The organism is Streptomyces justiciae, assembly GCF_015163075.1.
Taxonomy (GTDB): Bacteria; Actinomycetota; Actinomycetes; order Streptomycetales; family Streptomycetaceae; genus Streptomyces; species Streptomyces justiciae.
Window position 1 is genome coordinate 170,465 of sequence record NZ_JADDXU010000009.1, and the last position, 15,117, is coordinate 185,581.

The 15,117-nt window shown below is 69.6% G+C and carries 12 protein-coding genes and 1 pseudogene; 6 read left to right on the top strand and 7 right to left on the bottom strand.

Annotated features, from left to right (window positions below):
- Positions 1–156: 156 nt before the first annotated feature.
- Positions 157–477, bottom strand: a complete 321-nt coding sequence (locus IQ210_RS25190; RefSeq protein ID WP_194081380.1) for a hypothetical protein — start codon at positions 475–477, stop codon at positions 157–159.
- 89 nt (positions 478–566) lie between these two features.
- Here IQ210_RS25190 and IQ210_RS25195 point away from each other — a divergent pair, with 89 nt between their 5' ends.
- A complete protein-coding gene (locus IQ210_RS25195) occupies positions 567–1,226 on the top strand; it encodes a class I SAM-dependent methyltransferase (RefSeq protein WP_194081381.1) in 660 nt (219 codons plus the stop codon).
- Between the two features lie 16 nt (positions 1,227–1,242).
- Here the strand turns inward: IQ210_RS25195 and IQ210_RS25200 are convergent, their stop codons facing one another.
- The 4 genes from IQ210_RS25200 to IQ210_RS25215 form a co-directional block, all read right to left on the bottom strand.
- Positions 1,243–2,334: a globin family protein gene (locus IQ210_RS25200; RefSeq protein ID WP_194081382.1), complete on the bottom strand. Its 1,092-nt coding sequence runs from the start codon at positions 2,332–2,334 to the stop codon at positions 1,243–1,245.
- A gap of 46 nt (positions 2,335–2,380) precedes the next feature.
- Positions 2,381–3,322: an N-acetylneuraminate synthase family protein gene (locus tag IQ210_RS25205; protein WP_194081383.1), complete on the bottom strand. Its 942-nt coding sequence runs from the start codon at positions 3,320–3,322 to the stop codon at positions 2,381–2,383.
- Positions 3,323–3,337: 15 nt separating this feature from the next.
- On the bottom strand, positions 3,338–4,558 hold the full coding sequence (locus tag IQ210_RS25210; RefSeq protein WP_194081384.1) for an N-acylneuraminate cytidylyltransferase: 1,221 nt from the start codon (positions 4,556–4,558) through the stop codon (positions 3,338–3,340).
- Between the two features lie 131 nt (positions 4,559–4,689).
- Positions 4,690–6,018, bottom strand: coding sequence for a DUF6716 putative glycosyltransferase (locus IQ210_RS25215; protein WP_194081385.1), 1,329 nt, complete (start codon positions 6,016–6,018; stop codon positions 4,690–4,692).
- 198 nt (positions 6,019–6,216) lie between these two features.
- Here IQ210_RS25215 and IQ210_RS25220 point away from each other — a divergent pair, with 198 nt between their 5' ends.
- From IQ210_RS25220 to IQ210_RS48505, 4 genes and pseudogenes are all read left to right on the top strand, one after another.
- Entirely contained in the window at positions 6,217–7,203 is a 987-nt protein-coding gene (locus tag IQ210_RS25220; protein ID WP_194081386.1) for a glycosyltransferase family 2 protein, read from the top strand.
- 1 nt (position 7,204) lies between these two features.
- Positions 7,205–8,533: an alpha-2,8-polysialyltransferase family protein gene (locus tag IQ210_RS25225; protein WP_194081387.1), complete on the top strand. Its 1,329-nt coding sequence runs from the start codon at positions 7,205–7,207 to the stop codon at positions 8,531–8,533.
- Between the two features lie 138 nt (positions 8,534–8,671).
- Positions 8,672–9,640, top strand: a complete 969-nt coding sequence (locus IQ210_RS25230; RefSeq protein WP_194081388.1) for a hypothetical protein — start codon at positions 8,672–8,674, stop codon at positions 9,638–9,640.
- A gap of 10 nt (positions 9,641–9,650) precedes the next feature.
- Positions 9,651–9,929: pseudogene (locus tag IQ210_RS48505) on the top strand (DUF6193 family natural product biosynthesis protein); the annotation flags it as partial.
- A gap of 80 nt (positions 9,930–10,009) precedes the next feature.
- Here IQ210_RS48505 and IQ210_RS25235 read toward each other — a convergent pair.
- Both IQ210_RS25235 and IQ210_RS25240 read right to left on the bottom strand, forming a co-directional pair.
- Positions 10,010–12,328 (bottom strand): glycosyltransferase, encoded by a 2,319-nt coding sequence (locus IQ210_RS25235; RefSeq protein WP_194081389.1) that lies wholly within the window; start codon positions 12,326–12,328, stop codon positions 10,010–10,012.
- Positions 12,325–13,788, bottom strand: coding sequence for a glycosyltransferase family 29 protein (locus IQ210_RS25240; RefSeq protein ID WP_194081390.1), 1,464 nt, complete (start codon positions 13,786–13,788; stop codon positions 12,325–12,327). Before IQ210_RS25240 ends, IQ210_RS25235 begins: the two co-directional genes overlap by 4 nt.
- A 218-nt stretch (positions 13,789–14,006) precedes the next feature.
- On the opposite strand from IQ210_RS25240, the gene IQ210_RS25245 reads away from it, so the two are divergent.
- A complete protein-coding gene (locus tag IQ210_RS25245; RefSeq protein WP_407699723.1) occupies positions 14,007–15,116 on the top strand; it encodes an acyltransferase family protein in 1,110 nt (369 codons plus the stop codon).
- The last annotated feature ends 1 nt before the right edge of the window (position 15,117 follow it).

Below are 15,117 nucleotides of genomic sequence, written 5' to 3' on the forward strand. Positions count from 1 at the left end.
CGCACCACGCCGGGAATCCACCCTGCCTCCGCTGAGACGCTTGTTCCGGTCCCGGAATCATCACCGCCACGCGACGTTTCCGCCACGCGGGGTGACGGAGGTGGGGTGAGTGCCGGGGGCGTTCACCTGGACGGCGGAGGAGGAGCGGGCCCTAGGTCACAGCTCCACCCACTCCCCCAGCCCGGTGAACGACCCCGTCCGGACGAAGCTCTGCGCGACACCCCACGCGTGGTCGACGGCCATGACGAAGTGGCCCGTGAAGATCGCCAGTTCGTCCATGATCGGGACCTCGACCGTCTCGTCCCGCGGCACGCTGCCGTCCCCGACGAGCAGGGACACGGTCTCGTCGTCGGTGAAGAGGTGGACCACCGCGTGATCGGCTCGGAAACTCAAGGTCAGGTAGGGGTACGTGCCGCCTGGCAGGTCCACTTCCAGGTATCCCTGACCGCGGGAGCGCAGCTCGCTGAAGTCGTCCATCAGGGCCGTCCCCCCTCTCACCACGTACTTCTCGAACAGGCCCCATCATCTTCACCCCGGTGTCGCACCCCCTCGCTAGGGTGCCCCCCATGACTGCCGAGATCCCCGATTTCATACGGGCCACCAGTGCCGCGTACGACACGATCGCCGAGGACTACGCCGAGCAGTGTGCGGACTGGGCCGGGATCCATACCTTTGACCGGGCCTTGATCGGTGGGTTCGCGGAGCTGGTGAAGGAACGCGGGCGGGAGCCGGTCGCTGATGTGGGGAGCGGGCCGGGGGTCGTCACCGCGCGGCTGCACGCGCTCGGGGTGCCCGTGTTCGGGATCGATGTCTCGCCGCGGATGGTGGCGAGGGCCCGGCAGACCTATCCCGAACTCCGGTTCCATCTCGGGTCCATGACCGCCCTCGACCTGCCGGACGGCACGCTCGGCGGGATCGCCGCGCTGTACTCGATCATCCATGTGCCGGACCAGCAACTCCCCGACGTCTTCCGGGAGTTCCGGCGCGTCCTCGCGCCCGGCGGGTACCTGCTGCTCGCCTTCCAGTACGACGAGGAGAGCGATCACCTGCACCTCGACGAGCGGTTCGGGCATGCCATCTCGCTCGACTACTACTGGCGCAGGCCGGAGGACGTCGTCGAGCTGCTCACCGCCGCCGGGCTTCAGCTGCACAGCCGTACCGTGCGCGAGCCCCAGGGGCAGGAGAAGTACCGGAAGGCGTACGTCCTCGCCCGTAAGGACGGGTGACCTGCGGACGCAGGCGTCAGACCGCCGCCACCGCCGACAGTCTCGTCACGTCCCTCGCCGTTCCCGTCACCCCGGACAGGAACCCCTGCGCCCGCGGTGACGCGTTCTCCGTCAGCCACGCCGGGTCGATGTCGCAGACCGCGACCTTGACCTCCGTGCCGGCGAGCGCGAGCGGCAGGGTGTGGACGACCGTCGACGGGAAGCTGAGGATCGTACGGCCGATCGGGCCCCTGCGGGCGATCAGCTCCAGGGGGAGGTCGGGACGGACCACCTCGAGGCCCGTCTCCACCGCCAGCCGGTGCAGCTTCTCCGCGCTCTCGCGGCGGTGGGCGAAGTAGCGGGTGGTGCCGTGCGTCTTGGACAGCAGCTTCACCGCCTCCAGATACGCGTCCCCGTCCACCACCCCCGTCTCCACCAGCGACGTACCGACCATGTCGGCGCCCTTGGTGATGCGGGGCGGGCCGAAGCGGGAGCGGGTCCAGGCGAAGGTGTTGGCGACCACCGTCACCCCCTCCGGCGTCTCCTCCATCGGCATGGAGGAGAAGATCTCCACACCCCGCCCGTCCTTCGGCGTCAGGCGTTTGCGGGCCGCCGACGACACCGGCGCGAAGACCAGGTCGCGGGGGCCCGGGCGGCCGCCCTTGCGGTGCCAGCGCACCAGGCGTTCGCCGCGGGCCAGTTGGGCCACGAACTCCATCGTGGCCGTGCCGTCGTCGACCACCACCAGCTCGTCGGCCCGGGTGATCGTCAGCAGCAGTTGGACGTAGCGCGAGAACGGGTCGCCCAGCACGACCCGGCCGGCCCTGCGGAGCATGCCCGCGAGGCCGCCGATCGTCTGGAAGGGGGCCGCGGGGCCGCCCCGGGCCTCCTCCCAGCGGACCTCGTGCCCTTCTTCGCGGGCCAGCTCCGCCATGCGGCGCAGCTGGCCCCGGGTCATCGGGTCGGTCGGGGACAGGACGACGAGGGTGAGCCCCGCGCCGGAGGCCGCGCCGGGCGCCGTGCCGGACACTCCCTGCGTATGCGCCCACTCCAGCACGTTCAGCAGCTGTACCGGGCTCTCGACGAACGCGAGAGTGGAGGTGCCGGCGGATCCGGCGCGGCGGCTCATCGGCGTACTACCGTCCCCTAAGCGACTCAATGGACCAGACTCGGTTTCAGACCCCGACCGGCTCGCCCGCCGCCGCGGCGATCTCCGCCTCGGCCACGACACCGGTGACGCGGCGCAGCTTCTTCATCGGGCCGAGCTCGGAGTCGTAGACCTTCTTGACGCCGTCGCCGAGGGAGGCCTCGATGGTGCGGATGTCGCGGACGAGGCGCTGGAGGCCCTGCGGCTCGACGGAGGCGGCCTGGTCGGAGCCCCACATCGCGCGGTCGAGGGTGATGTGACGCTCGACGAAGGTGGCGCCGAGGGCGACCGCGGCCAGCGTGGTCTGGAGGCCCGTCTCGTGGCCGGAGTAGCCGATCGGGACGTTGGGGTACTCCTCCTGGAGCGTGTTGATCACGCGCAGGTTGAGCTCCTCGGCCTTGGCCGGGTAGGTCGAAGTGGCGTGGCAGAGAAGGATGTTGTCGCTGCCCAGGACCTCGACGGCGTGGCGGATCTGCTTCGGCGTCGACATGCCGGAGGAGAGGATGATCGTGCGGCCGGTGGCGCGGAGGGCGCGGAGCAGCTCGTCGTCGGTGAGGGACGCGGAGGCCACCTTGTGGGCCGGGACGTCGAACTTCTCCAGGAAGGCGACGGCCTCGGTGTCCCACGGGGAGGCGAACCAGGCGATGCCCTTCTCCTTGCAGTACTCGTCGATCTGGCGGTACTCGTCCTCGCCGAACTCCACGCGGTGGCGGTAGTCGATGTAGGTCATGCGGCCCCAGGGGGTGTCGCGCTCGATGTCCCACTGGTCGCGCGGGGTGCAGATCTCGGGGGTGCGCTTCTGGAACTTCACGGCGTCACAGCCGGCCTCGGCGGCCACGTCGATGAGCTTGAAGGCGTTCTCCAGCTCGCCGTTGTGGTTGATACCGATCTCGCCGCAGATGTAGACGGGCTGGCCGGGACCGGCGATGCGCTCGGTACCGAAGGTGCGGAGACGGGAGTTGGCAGACATGGCTACAGACGTTCCTTACTTGTCGAGGGAGTCGAGAGAGGGGCCGAGGATCCAGCTGGCGATCTCTCGGATCGCGCCGTCGCCACCGGGGAGGGTGGTGACCGCACGGGCGGCGCCGCGTACCACGTCGTGGGCGCTCGCGACCGCCACGGGCCAGCCCACGAGGGCGAAGCACGGGAGGTCGTTGACGTCGTTGCCGACGTAGAGCACGCGCTCGGGCGCGATGCCCTGCTCCTCGCACCACTGCTTGAGGGCGAGGTCCTTCCGGTCGATGCCGTGCAGCACGGGGATCTTCAGCTTCCGTGCGCGGGCGGCGACGACCGGGTTCTGCTCCGTGGAGAGGATGAGCATCTTCAGGCCGCTCTTGCGGAGCGCGGCGATGCCCAGTCCGTCCCCGCGGTGCACGGAGACGAACTCCTTTCCATCGGCGTCGATCAGCACCCTGTCGTCCGTCTGGGTGCCGTCGAAGTCCAGTACGACCGCGTCGACGTCCGCGAAGGACGGCAGGGCGCCGGGGCGGTCCGCGTCGAACAGGGGCGCCAACGCCCGTGCCCGCGCGAGGTCGTGCGGGTCGTCGATCTCCAACACCCGTGCGGGGTCGGTCCGTACGAGCTCGGTGCGACCGAAGAAGCGGTGCTGGTGCTTACGGAAGCCGGCCGCGTCCATCGCGTAGGCGGCGCCGGTCTCCAGCAGGTCCTGGGGGCGGTCCTGGCGGCGGGGGCGGTAGGCCTTGTCGTGATTGACGCCGTAACCGCCGTTGCCCTCCACGGAGTTGACCTCATCGCGCCAGATGAACCCGTGGAAGGGCGCGACGGTCACGGCGGTGTCCGCACCCTCCTCCACGACCGCCGCGGCGACCGCCTCGACGTCCTCACGGACGATGAAGGGGCTGGTGCACTGCACGAGCATCACCACGTCGACGGCCGCGCCGTGCAGCGCCTCGTGCGTGTCCATGGCGTGCAGCACGGCCGCCTCGGAGGTCGCCGTGTCCCCGGCGATGGCGGCGGGCCGCAACACGACCTCGGCACCGGCCTCACGGGCCGCGGCGGCGATGGCCTGGTCATCGGTGGAGACGACGACATCCGTCACGAGCCGGGTGGCCCGACACTCCCGCACGGCCCGCGCCACGAGCGGCACACCGCCGACGGGGGCGAGGTTCTTCGCGGGCACCCCTTTGGAGCCCCCGCGGGCAGGGATGACGGCGAGCACACGACGCACCACCGGCGAGTCGGACATGGGTTGCACTCCTAGCGCAGGGGACTGAAATGAGGCGGCGGAGCCGCCTTCAAGGGGCGCGGGGAACTGCGCGACCAGCCGAGACGGCGCAGCACCCGCCGGACGGCCCGCGGCGGCACTCTCGATGGCGCTCACAGCTCCCCCATCCGCCGAATGACAGGAGCCACCCGCTGCACCCCGTGCCGGTAGGCACCACGCGCAGCCCGCCGCACGATCTGCCGAACCGGTCCCGGCTCCTTGTCCGCAGCGGGAGCGCCCGGCAGCGGACTGCCGTCGGGGCCAAGGTGATGACGAGCCAGAATCCCGGGCAGATACCCGGGCGCGGTCGCCGGCGTGTAGTACGGCGTCAGCGGCGGCAGCGCACCGGCCAGCAGCTTGGCGATCCGCTCCCGCGCCGCGTCGAAGGCCGTGGCGTAGGACCCGTCCGCCGCCACCCCCTGCCGGGCCACCCACTCCGCGTCGGCCACCGGCCGGTACCCGTCATCCAGCTGGTCCCAGGAGGCAAGGCACCCCGAGCCCACGAAGTGATGGTTGCCCAACACCTCGCGCACGCCCAGGTCGGTCAGCACCACCGTCGGGATACGCCGGTGCAGGGACTCCAGCGCCGCCGTCGAGCTGATGGTCACCAGCAGATCCGTACGGTCCAGAACCTCGCCCATGTTCCCGTACACCAGACGGAAGTTGGCCGGCGGAGCCAGCCGCTGGACCAGCTTCTGGTACGGCTGCTCCTCGATGTGCGTGGTGTGCTCCCCCGGCTTGGAGCGCAGCTTCAGCAGCACCTCGCGCTCGGGGTGCAACCGGGCATGCTTGATCAGCCGGTTGAGCAGATACGTACGGTCCTTGCGGCTGTCCGGCACGGACGGCTGTACGGCGAACACCACGGTGTACGGGTCGTGTTCACCTTCGTAGGCGGCACCGCCGAGGAACGGCAGCGCCACCTCCGTCACCGCCGAGGCGTCGGCGCCGACCCCCTCGTACACGGACCGGAAACGCTCCGCGTCCTGGCGGGAGTTGGCGAGGACCAGGTCCGCGCCGTGCCGCAGCAGCAGTCCGTCCGCGAGCTTCTCGTAGACGACGCCGACATAGCCGGTGACGACGACGGGGCGATCGGTACGCCCCTCCCACACCCGCTTCAACCCGTGCAGCATCGCCTGCACGCCGCCGCCCACGAGGGCGAGCACGACGATGTCGTACGGCTCCTCGGCCATCGCCCGCAGGAACTCCACCGACGTCACCTCGCGCAGCGACTCGGCCTCGACCCCGACCTCCGCGAGCTGGCGCGGGGTGGGTGTGGCGCGGCCGCGCAGCAGGAAGCCGCTCAGGCTGAGGGCCTCTTGCGCGTCGTCACGGGGTGCGATGCGATGGGCGGTCAGCGCACCCCATTTCCAGCGGGTGTCGGAGTCCGCGAGGACCGCGATTCGCAGCGGCGTCGTTGTAGTTGCTGGCGTACTTGCTGGCACGTCGAAGACGCTAGGAAGCAATTCCTAGGTATGGCCCAACCGCGAATCAACGAAAAGTTAACAACAGCCCACCGAGAACCGAACTGGCCCGCCAAAGCCCCGGAAGTACATGGGATGCACCATTCCGACACATCGAGTTCACCCTCCGTACCACCGTCGTCAAGTTGCCCTGCCGGACGGGCTTCTAGCGTTTCTCGGGTGCCAAAGCTCTCCGTGATCGTGCCTTTCTACAACGTGCAGCAATACGCCCCGGACACCCTCAGAAGTCTGCGGCTCAACGCCCGGAGCGACTTCGAGTTCATCCTTGTCGACGACAAATCCAAGGATGAAACGCCCGCCATTCTCGAACGGGCGGCCGAGTCGCTTTCGGATGTCGCGCGGGTGAGATATATCCGCCATGAGACGAACGGGGGTCTCGCCACCGCCCGCAACACCGGCCTCGACGCGGCGACCGGCGAGTACCTGACCTTCCTGGACGGCGACGACTGGCTCGCGCCGGGCTACTTCGCCGAGCTGGTGGCCGCCATCGAGGGGCTGGGCTGCGACTTCGTACGGACCGACCATGTGCAGGCGACCGCCCGCGCCCGGTCCGTGCACCGCGCCCCGGTCGGGCTGCGCGGGGAGGTGCTGAACCCGCGCGAGGCGATCCTGCCCGCCGACCGGACGACGTCCGTGGACTACGCGTTCGCGTGGGCGGGTGCCTATCACCGCCGGCTCCTCGACAAGGGGCTGCTGCACTTCACGGACGGGCTGCGGACCGCCGAGGACCGGCCCTGGATCTGGAAGCTGCACCGCGAGGCCGAGTCGTTCGCCGTGGTGAGCCTGCTGGGCGTGTTCTACCGGCGCGGGGTGGCCTCCTCGCTCACCCAGATCGGCGACGCCCGTCAGCTGGACTTCATCCGCGCCTTCGACCAGGTCATCGAGGAGACCGCCCAGGACCCGGACGCCGACCGGCTGCTGCCGAAGGCCGTGCGGACGTACTGCGCGATCATCGCCCACCATCTCTCCGACGAGTCCAAGTGGGAGCCGGCCGTCGCCAAGGAGCTGCGGACGCGCAGTGCGGCGGCGATAAAGCGGATGCCGCAGGACATGCTCGGCGACGTACTCGACACGATGGACCTGCGCCGCTCCTCCAAGCTGCGGCGGCTGCGGCGCAGGGTCAGCACAGCGAAGGCGGCTGCCTGAGATGCCCACGACCCAGATCTTCTGCGCCTCCACGCTGTACGGGGCGGCCACGCTCGCTGCCGCCGTCGACTCCGACCTCTTCGACGAGGCCGAGCGCCGGGTGCTGCTGGTGTTCAACAACTCGGCGACCCCGGAGACCACGCTCCCGCTCGACCGGATGCCCGGCTTCGAGCCGCTGCGGGCCCACTTCGACGCGGTGCTGTCCTGGAACGAGGCCATCCACCCCTTCCACCCCGGCGCCTGGACCCCGCGCGCCGACGACATCCCGCTCTTCGAGCGCTATCTGCGGCTGCTGTGGGGCCTCGGGGACGACCGGGTGGAGCTGGTCCTGGAATCCATCCAGGTCACCCCGGCGCTGACCGTGGCCCAGCTGTTCACCGGCGCCCCCGTGCACGTCTACGCGGACGGCCTGATGAGCTACGGCCCCACCCGCAACAAGCTCGACCCGCTGGTCGGCACACGCGTCCGCCGCCTGCTCCACCTGGACCTGGTGCCGGGCCTCACGCCTTTGCTGCTCACCGAGTTCGACGTGCCCGCGCAGGTCGTGCCGTCCGGTGCCTTCCTGAAGGTGCTCCGTGAACTCGCCGACACCGTCGAGGACTTGCCGGTGCTGCCCGACAACTCGGCGCTGCTGCTCGGCCAGTACCTGTCCGCGCTGAACATCCTCTCCGCGGACCAGGAGGAGAACCTGCACGTGCGGATGTTGCGCGGCGCGGTCGAACGCGGGCACCGGTCCGTCGTGTTCAAGCCGCACCCCACCGCACCGGCCCGCTTCAGCCGCGCCCTGGAGACCGAGGCGGAGAAGCTGGGCGTCGACCTCACCGTCCTCGACACCCCCGTCCTCGCCGAGGTGCTGTTCGAGAAGGCCCGCCCCGGACTGGTCGTCGGCTGCTTCTCCACGGCCCTGTTCACGGCCGCCGAGTTCTACGACCTCCCGGTCGCCCGCATCGGCACCGAAACGCTGCTGGACCGGCTGACCCCGTACCAGAACAGCAACCGCGTCCCGGTGGTACTGGCCGACGCGGTGCTGCCGGACCTGGAGCAGCGGCCGGGCGAAGAACCGCTGCCCGCCGAGGAGTTGACCGACCTGATCGCCACGGTCGGCTTCACCCAGCAGGACCGCATCTACCCGACCCGGCGCGCGACGGCGGAGAAGTACCTCACCAAGCATCTGCGCCCCCGCACCCAGCGCTACTTCAAGAAAAAGCGCCTCACCTCCCTGGGCCTCCCCGGCGGCATTCCGGAGCGCCTGGCGTTCCTGCCGCACAACTCGACGGCACGCAGGGTCGTCCGTCAGGCCAGGGCGCTGAAGAAGGCCGTGAAGCGCTGAGCGAATCAGACATGAACTGCCCGAAAAGGGCGTGGAAATACAGCCCAATCATCGAGTTACTCCGTTGATTCAATGGTGAAGCGGTGTTCGAGGTCCCTAGGATCACGGGCACCGCTCTCCGAATCCCGTGAGGCCCTCATGACGAAGCTCGGCCGGCTCTACTCCCTCTTCGACAGCGTCGAGCTGCCGGAGAACCTGCCCTACACCCAGTGCAGCACCTGGGAGCTGGAATTCCTGTACCTGGTGGGGCGCCATCACCTCACCGGCCAGGGGCAGATCGTCGAACTCGGCTCCGGGGGCGGCGGATCGACGTACGCCCTCGCGCTCGGGCTGAGCGAGAGCCCCGTGTTCGACACGCGGAAGGGCCGGCTGCACGCGTACGACTTCTTCCGCGTCGGCAAGGGCACGTTCGCCTCGGAGAAGTTCTTCGACTCCGGTCACAAGCCGGCCGACGACAACTCCTTCCTGGACGACTTCAAGCGCCGCCTCGGCCCCTTCCTGCCCTTCCTGGAGATCCACGCCGGTGACCTCTGGCAGACCTCGGACCCCGAGGACACCACCCCGGTGGAGTTCCTGCACATCGACATCGCCAAGACGGCCCGGGTCTTCCGCTGCGTCTCGGAGCGGTTCCTGAGCCGGATGCAGGTCGGCACGGTCGTCCTGCACCAGGACTTCGCCGGTCCCCGGCTGCCGTGGCTGCACCACAGCACCGGCGCGCTGCTGCCGTACATCGAGATCGCCGGGCCGCCGATCCGCTCCACGCTCGCCTTCGAGGTGACGAAGCCGATCCCGGCGGACGTCCTCAAGCGGATCACCGAGGACGACTACACGGTCGACGAGAAGCTCGCGCTCATCTCCGCCGTCCAGGACAGGATCGACCGCGACCACACCGACGGCATCCCCTTCAAGTCCGTCCTGGAGCTGTCGAAGGCGTACGTCGCCCACTACGACGGCCAGCACCGGCGCGCCTGGTCCCTCGCCAAGCCGCTCCAGTCGGACGAGTATCTGAGCCGCACCCGGGCGGATCACTTCGAGCAGCTGAAGAAGGCGTACGCCAAGGAGCCGTCCTTCCTGGACAAGCTGGTGCGCAGGACCGTCGGCCGCTGATGATGGGCCCATGGACAGGGATGCGGCGGTGGCGGCGGGCTGGGAGAAGGCGCGGGCCGACGGGCGGGTACGGGACGAGTTGCTGGACCTCGCCCACGCGGAGCCCCGGCTGCGGCGCCGGTACCCGTGGATCGGGATGGGCGAGCTGCACTTCAGCCGCACGACCGAGTACCCGTGGACCTGGGACGCCCGCTTCGTGCTGTCCGAGTACGGGGGCACGTACTTCGTGATGGGCCCGACCCGGCAGGACGTGGTGGGGCGGGTGGAGACGGCCCGGGAGGCCATCGACCTCGTACTCGAAACCTCCCGGACGAGTGAGGTGCGGGCCCCCTGTGCCGTGGGGGCCCGCGGTCTCTCAGCTCGCCGGGATCACGAGCCCAGGATCACCCGGAGGTCCGCCGCGTTCGCCTCCGTGACCTTCCACAGTTCCTGCTGGCGGCCGTGGACGTCGGCGACCGTCTTGGCGTGGTCGGCGAGGAGGTCCTTCGCGCGTTCCACGAGCCGCGCGGCGAGGTGGCGGTCGTGGACCGAGACGCCCCACTCCGGGCGCTCGATGTCCCGCAGGAAGTACGCCATCTTCGGGTGCGAGATCAGGCTGATGATCGGCGTGCCGACACCGAACGGGATCATGCCGGCGTGGCCGCGCATGCCGATGACCAGCTTGGTGCGGGCGTACAGGTCGCGGATCTCGTCGTTCTCGAAGTCGTACATCGGGATGACGGGCATCGAGATGCCGTGCTCGCGGCGCAGGTCGAAGGCGATCTTCTCGTCGTCGAGCGAGTGCGCCACGCACTTCACCTCGCCGAGCGCCCCCAAGTCCCGTACCGCCTGCGCCATTTGGGCGAGGAAATAGGCGTAGTCGTGGCCGAAGCGGAGGCCCGCGCGGTCGTAGGCGGCGTTGATCAGGATCGTGTCGTCGCGGCGAGCCGGGTCCTGCCACCCGGCGACCAGCTGGCGCATGACCGTGGTCGGGCAGGGCTGGAAGCGGACCTTGTCGTGCAGGTGCGCCGGCAGCATCGCACGGACCTTCTCGATCGAGCCGTGGTTGCGCAGGCCGAAGAAGGCGGCGCGCTCCACGAGTTGGAGCAGTGACTCGCGGAAGCGGTTGGCGCGGTACGACTGGCCGTCGAAGGCGTTGAAGCCGACGGCGAAGACCGCGATCGGGACGTCGATGCGGTTGAGCAGCGCGTCCGGGACGTTCCACTGCCAGGCGCTGTTGCCGTTCGGCATGGTGTCCGGGATGAACAGGCCGCCACCGCCGATGACCAGGCCGCGGCGGGCGTTGACGCGCTCCAGCGCCGCCTCGTCGAACAGCCGGTGGGCGTGGACGGAGTGCCAGCGGCGGGAGGTCGTGTCCGGACCGAAGGCCAGCCGGACCGTCTCCGGGAGCAGCTTGTCGCCCGCGTTACCCTGCCGGTCCATGTAGAAGGCGACGTGGGCGAGTTGGTCCTCGGCGCTGCCGCGCTCCTGCGAGGGCACGGCGGCGGCCCGCTGGGCCCACAGCCGGCTCGACCGGTGCGTCGGGTCGACGGTGATGCCGGCGGTGGCGTACCGCAGCGCCTCCGTGTTGTCGCCGTGCACCCACGCCATCTGGGCGAGCCGGGCGTAGGCGGTGGCGGCCCGGTTGGGGGCGGCGGTGGCCAGCAGCAGCTGGGCCTTGGCCTCCTCGTAGCGGGAGACGCTCATCAGGGCGTGCCCGAGGACCTCGTGCGGCCAGGCCTCGTCCAGCGGGATGCGGACACTGCTCAGGATGTCGACGGCGTCCTGGTAGTCACCGCCCGCGATGTGCGCGGCGGCGACCTTGCGGGCCACCTCGACATCGCCGGTGCGCCGGACGTGCGGGGTGCCGAAGTGGACGACCAGGTCGTGGTGGAGGCCGCCGCTGGAGTCCAGGTAGGCCGCCTGGAAGTCGGCGTCGGACAGCTCGTACTCGCGCCAGCGGTCCTCCGCCTGGCTGTACCCGGCCTCGCCGCCCTGCCACGGCTTGTGGCGGCCGGTGAAGTGCAGGATCGCGGTGTCGTCCGGGACGGGCAGGTCACCCGAGAGCCGCCGCTTGACGAAGTTGTAGCGCGGGTCGAGGCGGACGAAGTCGCCGTCGAGGACGGCGTTGAGGATGCCCTGGTCGTGCTTGTCGAGCTCGTAGTCGCCGGAGCGCCCGCACTTGTCGAGCTTGGCGCAGAACTCGTCGCTCAGGTACTCGCGCTGGATGACCAGGAGCCCCGAGTTGAGCTTGTGCTGCCCGTAGAAGAACTGCGGGACGGCCGCCAACCCCTCGCGCAGCTCCAGGAGTTCCCGCAGATCGCCCAGCACCACCATGTCGGTGTCGAGGGTGATGACGGTGTCGTACTCCCGGATGCGGAACACATCGAGGATGAAGTAGGCCTTGCGGACCAGGTAGTTGTCCTGGTCGCCCTTCTTGTACGAGTCGTAGTGGGTGTCGTTGACGCGCTTGAGGACGATCCGCGGGTGCAGGGCGCGGATCTTGGCTATCGAGCCGGGGCGCAGGTCGTCGTAGAGGACGACGAAGTCCTCGCACACGCTCGGGTTGGACAGCGCGAGGCTCCTGAGGAGGTTCAGGAAGCCGGGCAGGTAGTTCTCGTCGACGTACGACGCGAAGGCGATGCGGCGCTTGCCGGTGAGGGCCGCCGCGTCGGTGACGGGCGCCGCGGTCAGGGTGTTCGTGGTCATCGCAGGGAGATCCTCATGTCGGTCACGCTCTGGGCCCGCTGCATGACCCATGCCTTCTCGCTGGTGTATTCGTGCACGGACGTGATCGCGAGCTTCATGGCCTCCTGGACGCGGTAGGCGCCGCTCTCGTAGAAGTCGAAGCCGATCAGGTCGAGGGTCGGGCTGACGTCCAGGAAGTCCAGCAGGTACAGCATGTTGAAGCCGGTGGTCGGGATGCCGGACCAGACGTCGGCGGAGAGCTTGCCGATGTTGCGCACGGGCCAGCGCAGCGACTCGTCACCGAGGAAGGTCTGGGCGCCGGGCACGAGCCGGTTGCGCAGCGAGTACTTCCAGTCGCCGGAGATCCCGCCGAACACCAGCCGGGTGTCGACCCGTTGGTCCCAGTTGAAGCCGTGCTTGTGGATGGTGGCGTGGATGTCGGTACGGCTGCCGGTGTGCCTCGGGTCGATCTTGTACGAGTTGAAGCGGACGACGAGGTCGTACGCGTCGATCTCTGCGCCCATCGAACTGGCGCCGACGCGCCCGGAGTTGGCGATCAGGCAGATCGACTTTCCGGCGATGCGGTTGCGGAACTCGCCGAGGCTGATCCACTGCACGCCGCCGATGGTGGGGTCGGCGACGGGGCCGCGCATGCGGTTGCGGCGCTGCTCGGCGTAGAGGGCGAGGGCCTCGGTGAGCGCGGGGAGGTCCGTCTCCTGCGTCATCCTCAAGTCCAGGTACTGGCTGAGGAGTTCCTGCCGGTCGGCGACCGGGGCGTCCTCGGCGGCCAGGGTGAGGAGCGCTCCCACGAGGCGCGGCTCGGCCTCGGTCCAGTCGCCCACGGCCTGCGCGGCGAGGCCCTCGGCCCAGACGTCGGTGGCGGCGCGCCGGGTGAACTCCTCGGCGCGCGGGTTCTGCCGCCGCAGCAGCGCGAGCAGCTCGCGCTCCTTCTCGGCGGCGACCCGCAGCCCCGCGATCCGGGCGCGGACGCCGAAGCCGTCGTCGTCGGTGAGGGCGAGGTACTTGTCGTACGCCTCGACGGCCTCGGTCTCCTCGCCGAGCGTCTCCAGGAGCCGGGCGCGCAGGCGCCAGCCGGCGCGGGAGTTCTTGCGCTGGGCGAGGACGGTGTCGGAGATGACGAGGGCGAGGTTCAACTCGTCGTCGTAGCCGCACTCCAGGGCCTTGTTGGCGACGGCGAGGAGGGCGTCGAGGAGTTCGTTGGGGATGCCGTTCGCGGGGGTGGCGGCGCCCTTGACGGCCCGCTTGAGCAGGGCGGTGGCGCCGCCGACCGGGGCGGGCGCGGCGGCGGACGTGGCGGTCGTGCCCCACACCACGAGCAGTTTGCGCAGCTGCTCGGCGAGTTCGACCCGGCGCCGGTCGATGCTGCCGACGACCTTTCCGCTGTGCACCGCGCAGGCGCGCAGGCAGTCGTCCAGCTCCCCTCCACGCGCACGTGCACGTCTCTTCTGGACCGTCGTCATGGCACTCCTGTTTTGTCTTCTTACCAAAGCTCAGACGAGTTCTTGGGCTTTACCGCTTGTGTGGGGGGATTCTGAGGGAATTTAGGAAGCCAAAACGACATTCAGGTGAACTCACCGGGACCGGGCGGCTAATCGTTGGCTCGCCGGACAAGACATCCCTGTGATTCGGACTAATGTCCCTGTGTACACCCGTAGGAACAGCTGTCGAGGGGATATCCGTGACCACGTTGACCGTCCGCGAGGTGACCGAGACACCCCGGCGGCCGGACCGGACGGCACCCCGCGAGACCCGGCTGCGGGCCCTGGACGGACTGCGCCTGGTGGCCGCGCTGATGGTGGCGGCCTACCACTACGGCGGCCGGGGCGGCGATGTCACGGCGGCCTGGGGAAGTTCCCCGAAAGACCAGTTCCCGACGCTGCACCAGTATTTCTCGTACGGCTGTCTCGGTGTCCAGGTCTTTTTCGTGATCAGCGGATTCGTGATCTGCATGAGCGGCTGGGGCAGGCCCCTGAAGTCGTTCTTCGCGTCCCGCGCGTCCCGGCTGCTGCCGGCGTACTGGGCGGCGGTGCTGCTGGTGACGGCGGTGTTCGCGCTGCCGGTGGTGGCCTACAAGGCGCTGTCGCCGAGCGATGTGCTGGTGAACATGACGATGCTCCAGTACCCGCTCGGCGTCGACCGGGTGCTGGGCGTGTGCTGGACGCTGTGGGCGGAGGTCCGCTTCTACGCCCTGTTCGCCCTGTGCGTGGTCCTGCCGGGCGCCTCACGCCGCCGGGTGATCCTGTTCTGCGCGGGCTGGACGCTGGCGGCGGCGATCGCGCAGGCCGCGCACCAGCCGCTCCTCGACGTGGTGCTGATGCCCGAGTACGCCCCCTTCTTCATCGGCGGAGTCGGCCTCTACCTCGTCCACCGCGACCGGCGGGACGTGTACGCGTGGGGCATCGTCGGCGTCAGCTTCCTCATCGGCCAGCACTACGCGGTGCGCGGCCTGTGGAACGCCGGCGACCCGAACGCGTTCGCGCACCGCTCCTCCGCCGGGATCGTCCTCGTGGTCGCGCTCGGCTTCCTCGCGGTCGCGGCGATCGCGCTGGGCTGGCTCAACTGGGCGAACTGGCGCTGGCTGACGGTGGCCGGAGCGCTGACGTACCCCTTCTACCTGGTCCACGAGCACCTCGGCTGGGTGGTGATCCACGCCCTGCACATCAGCCTCGGCCTGCCGTCGGCGGAGACCTTCGCCCTCACGGTCGTATCGATGCTGCTGCTGGCCTGGCTGCTGAACCGGTACGTGGAGAAGCCGCTCACCCCGAAGCTGCGTTCGGCTCTGGCCTAGG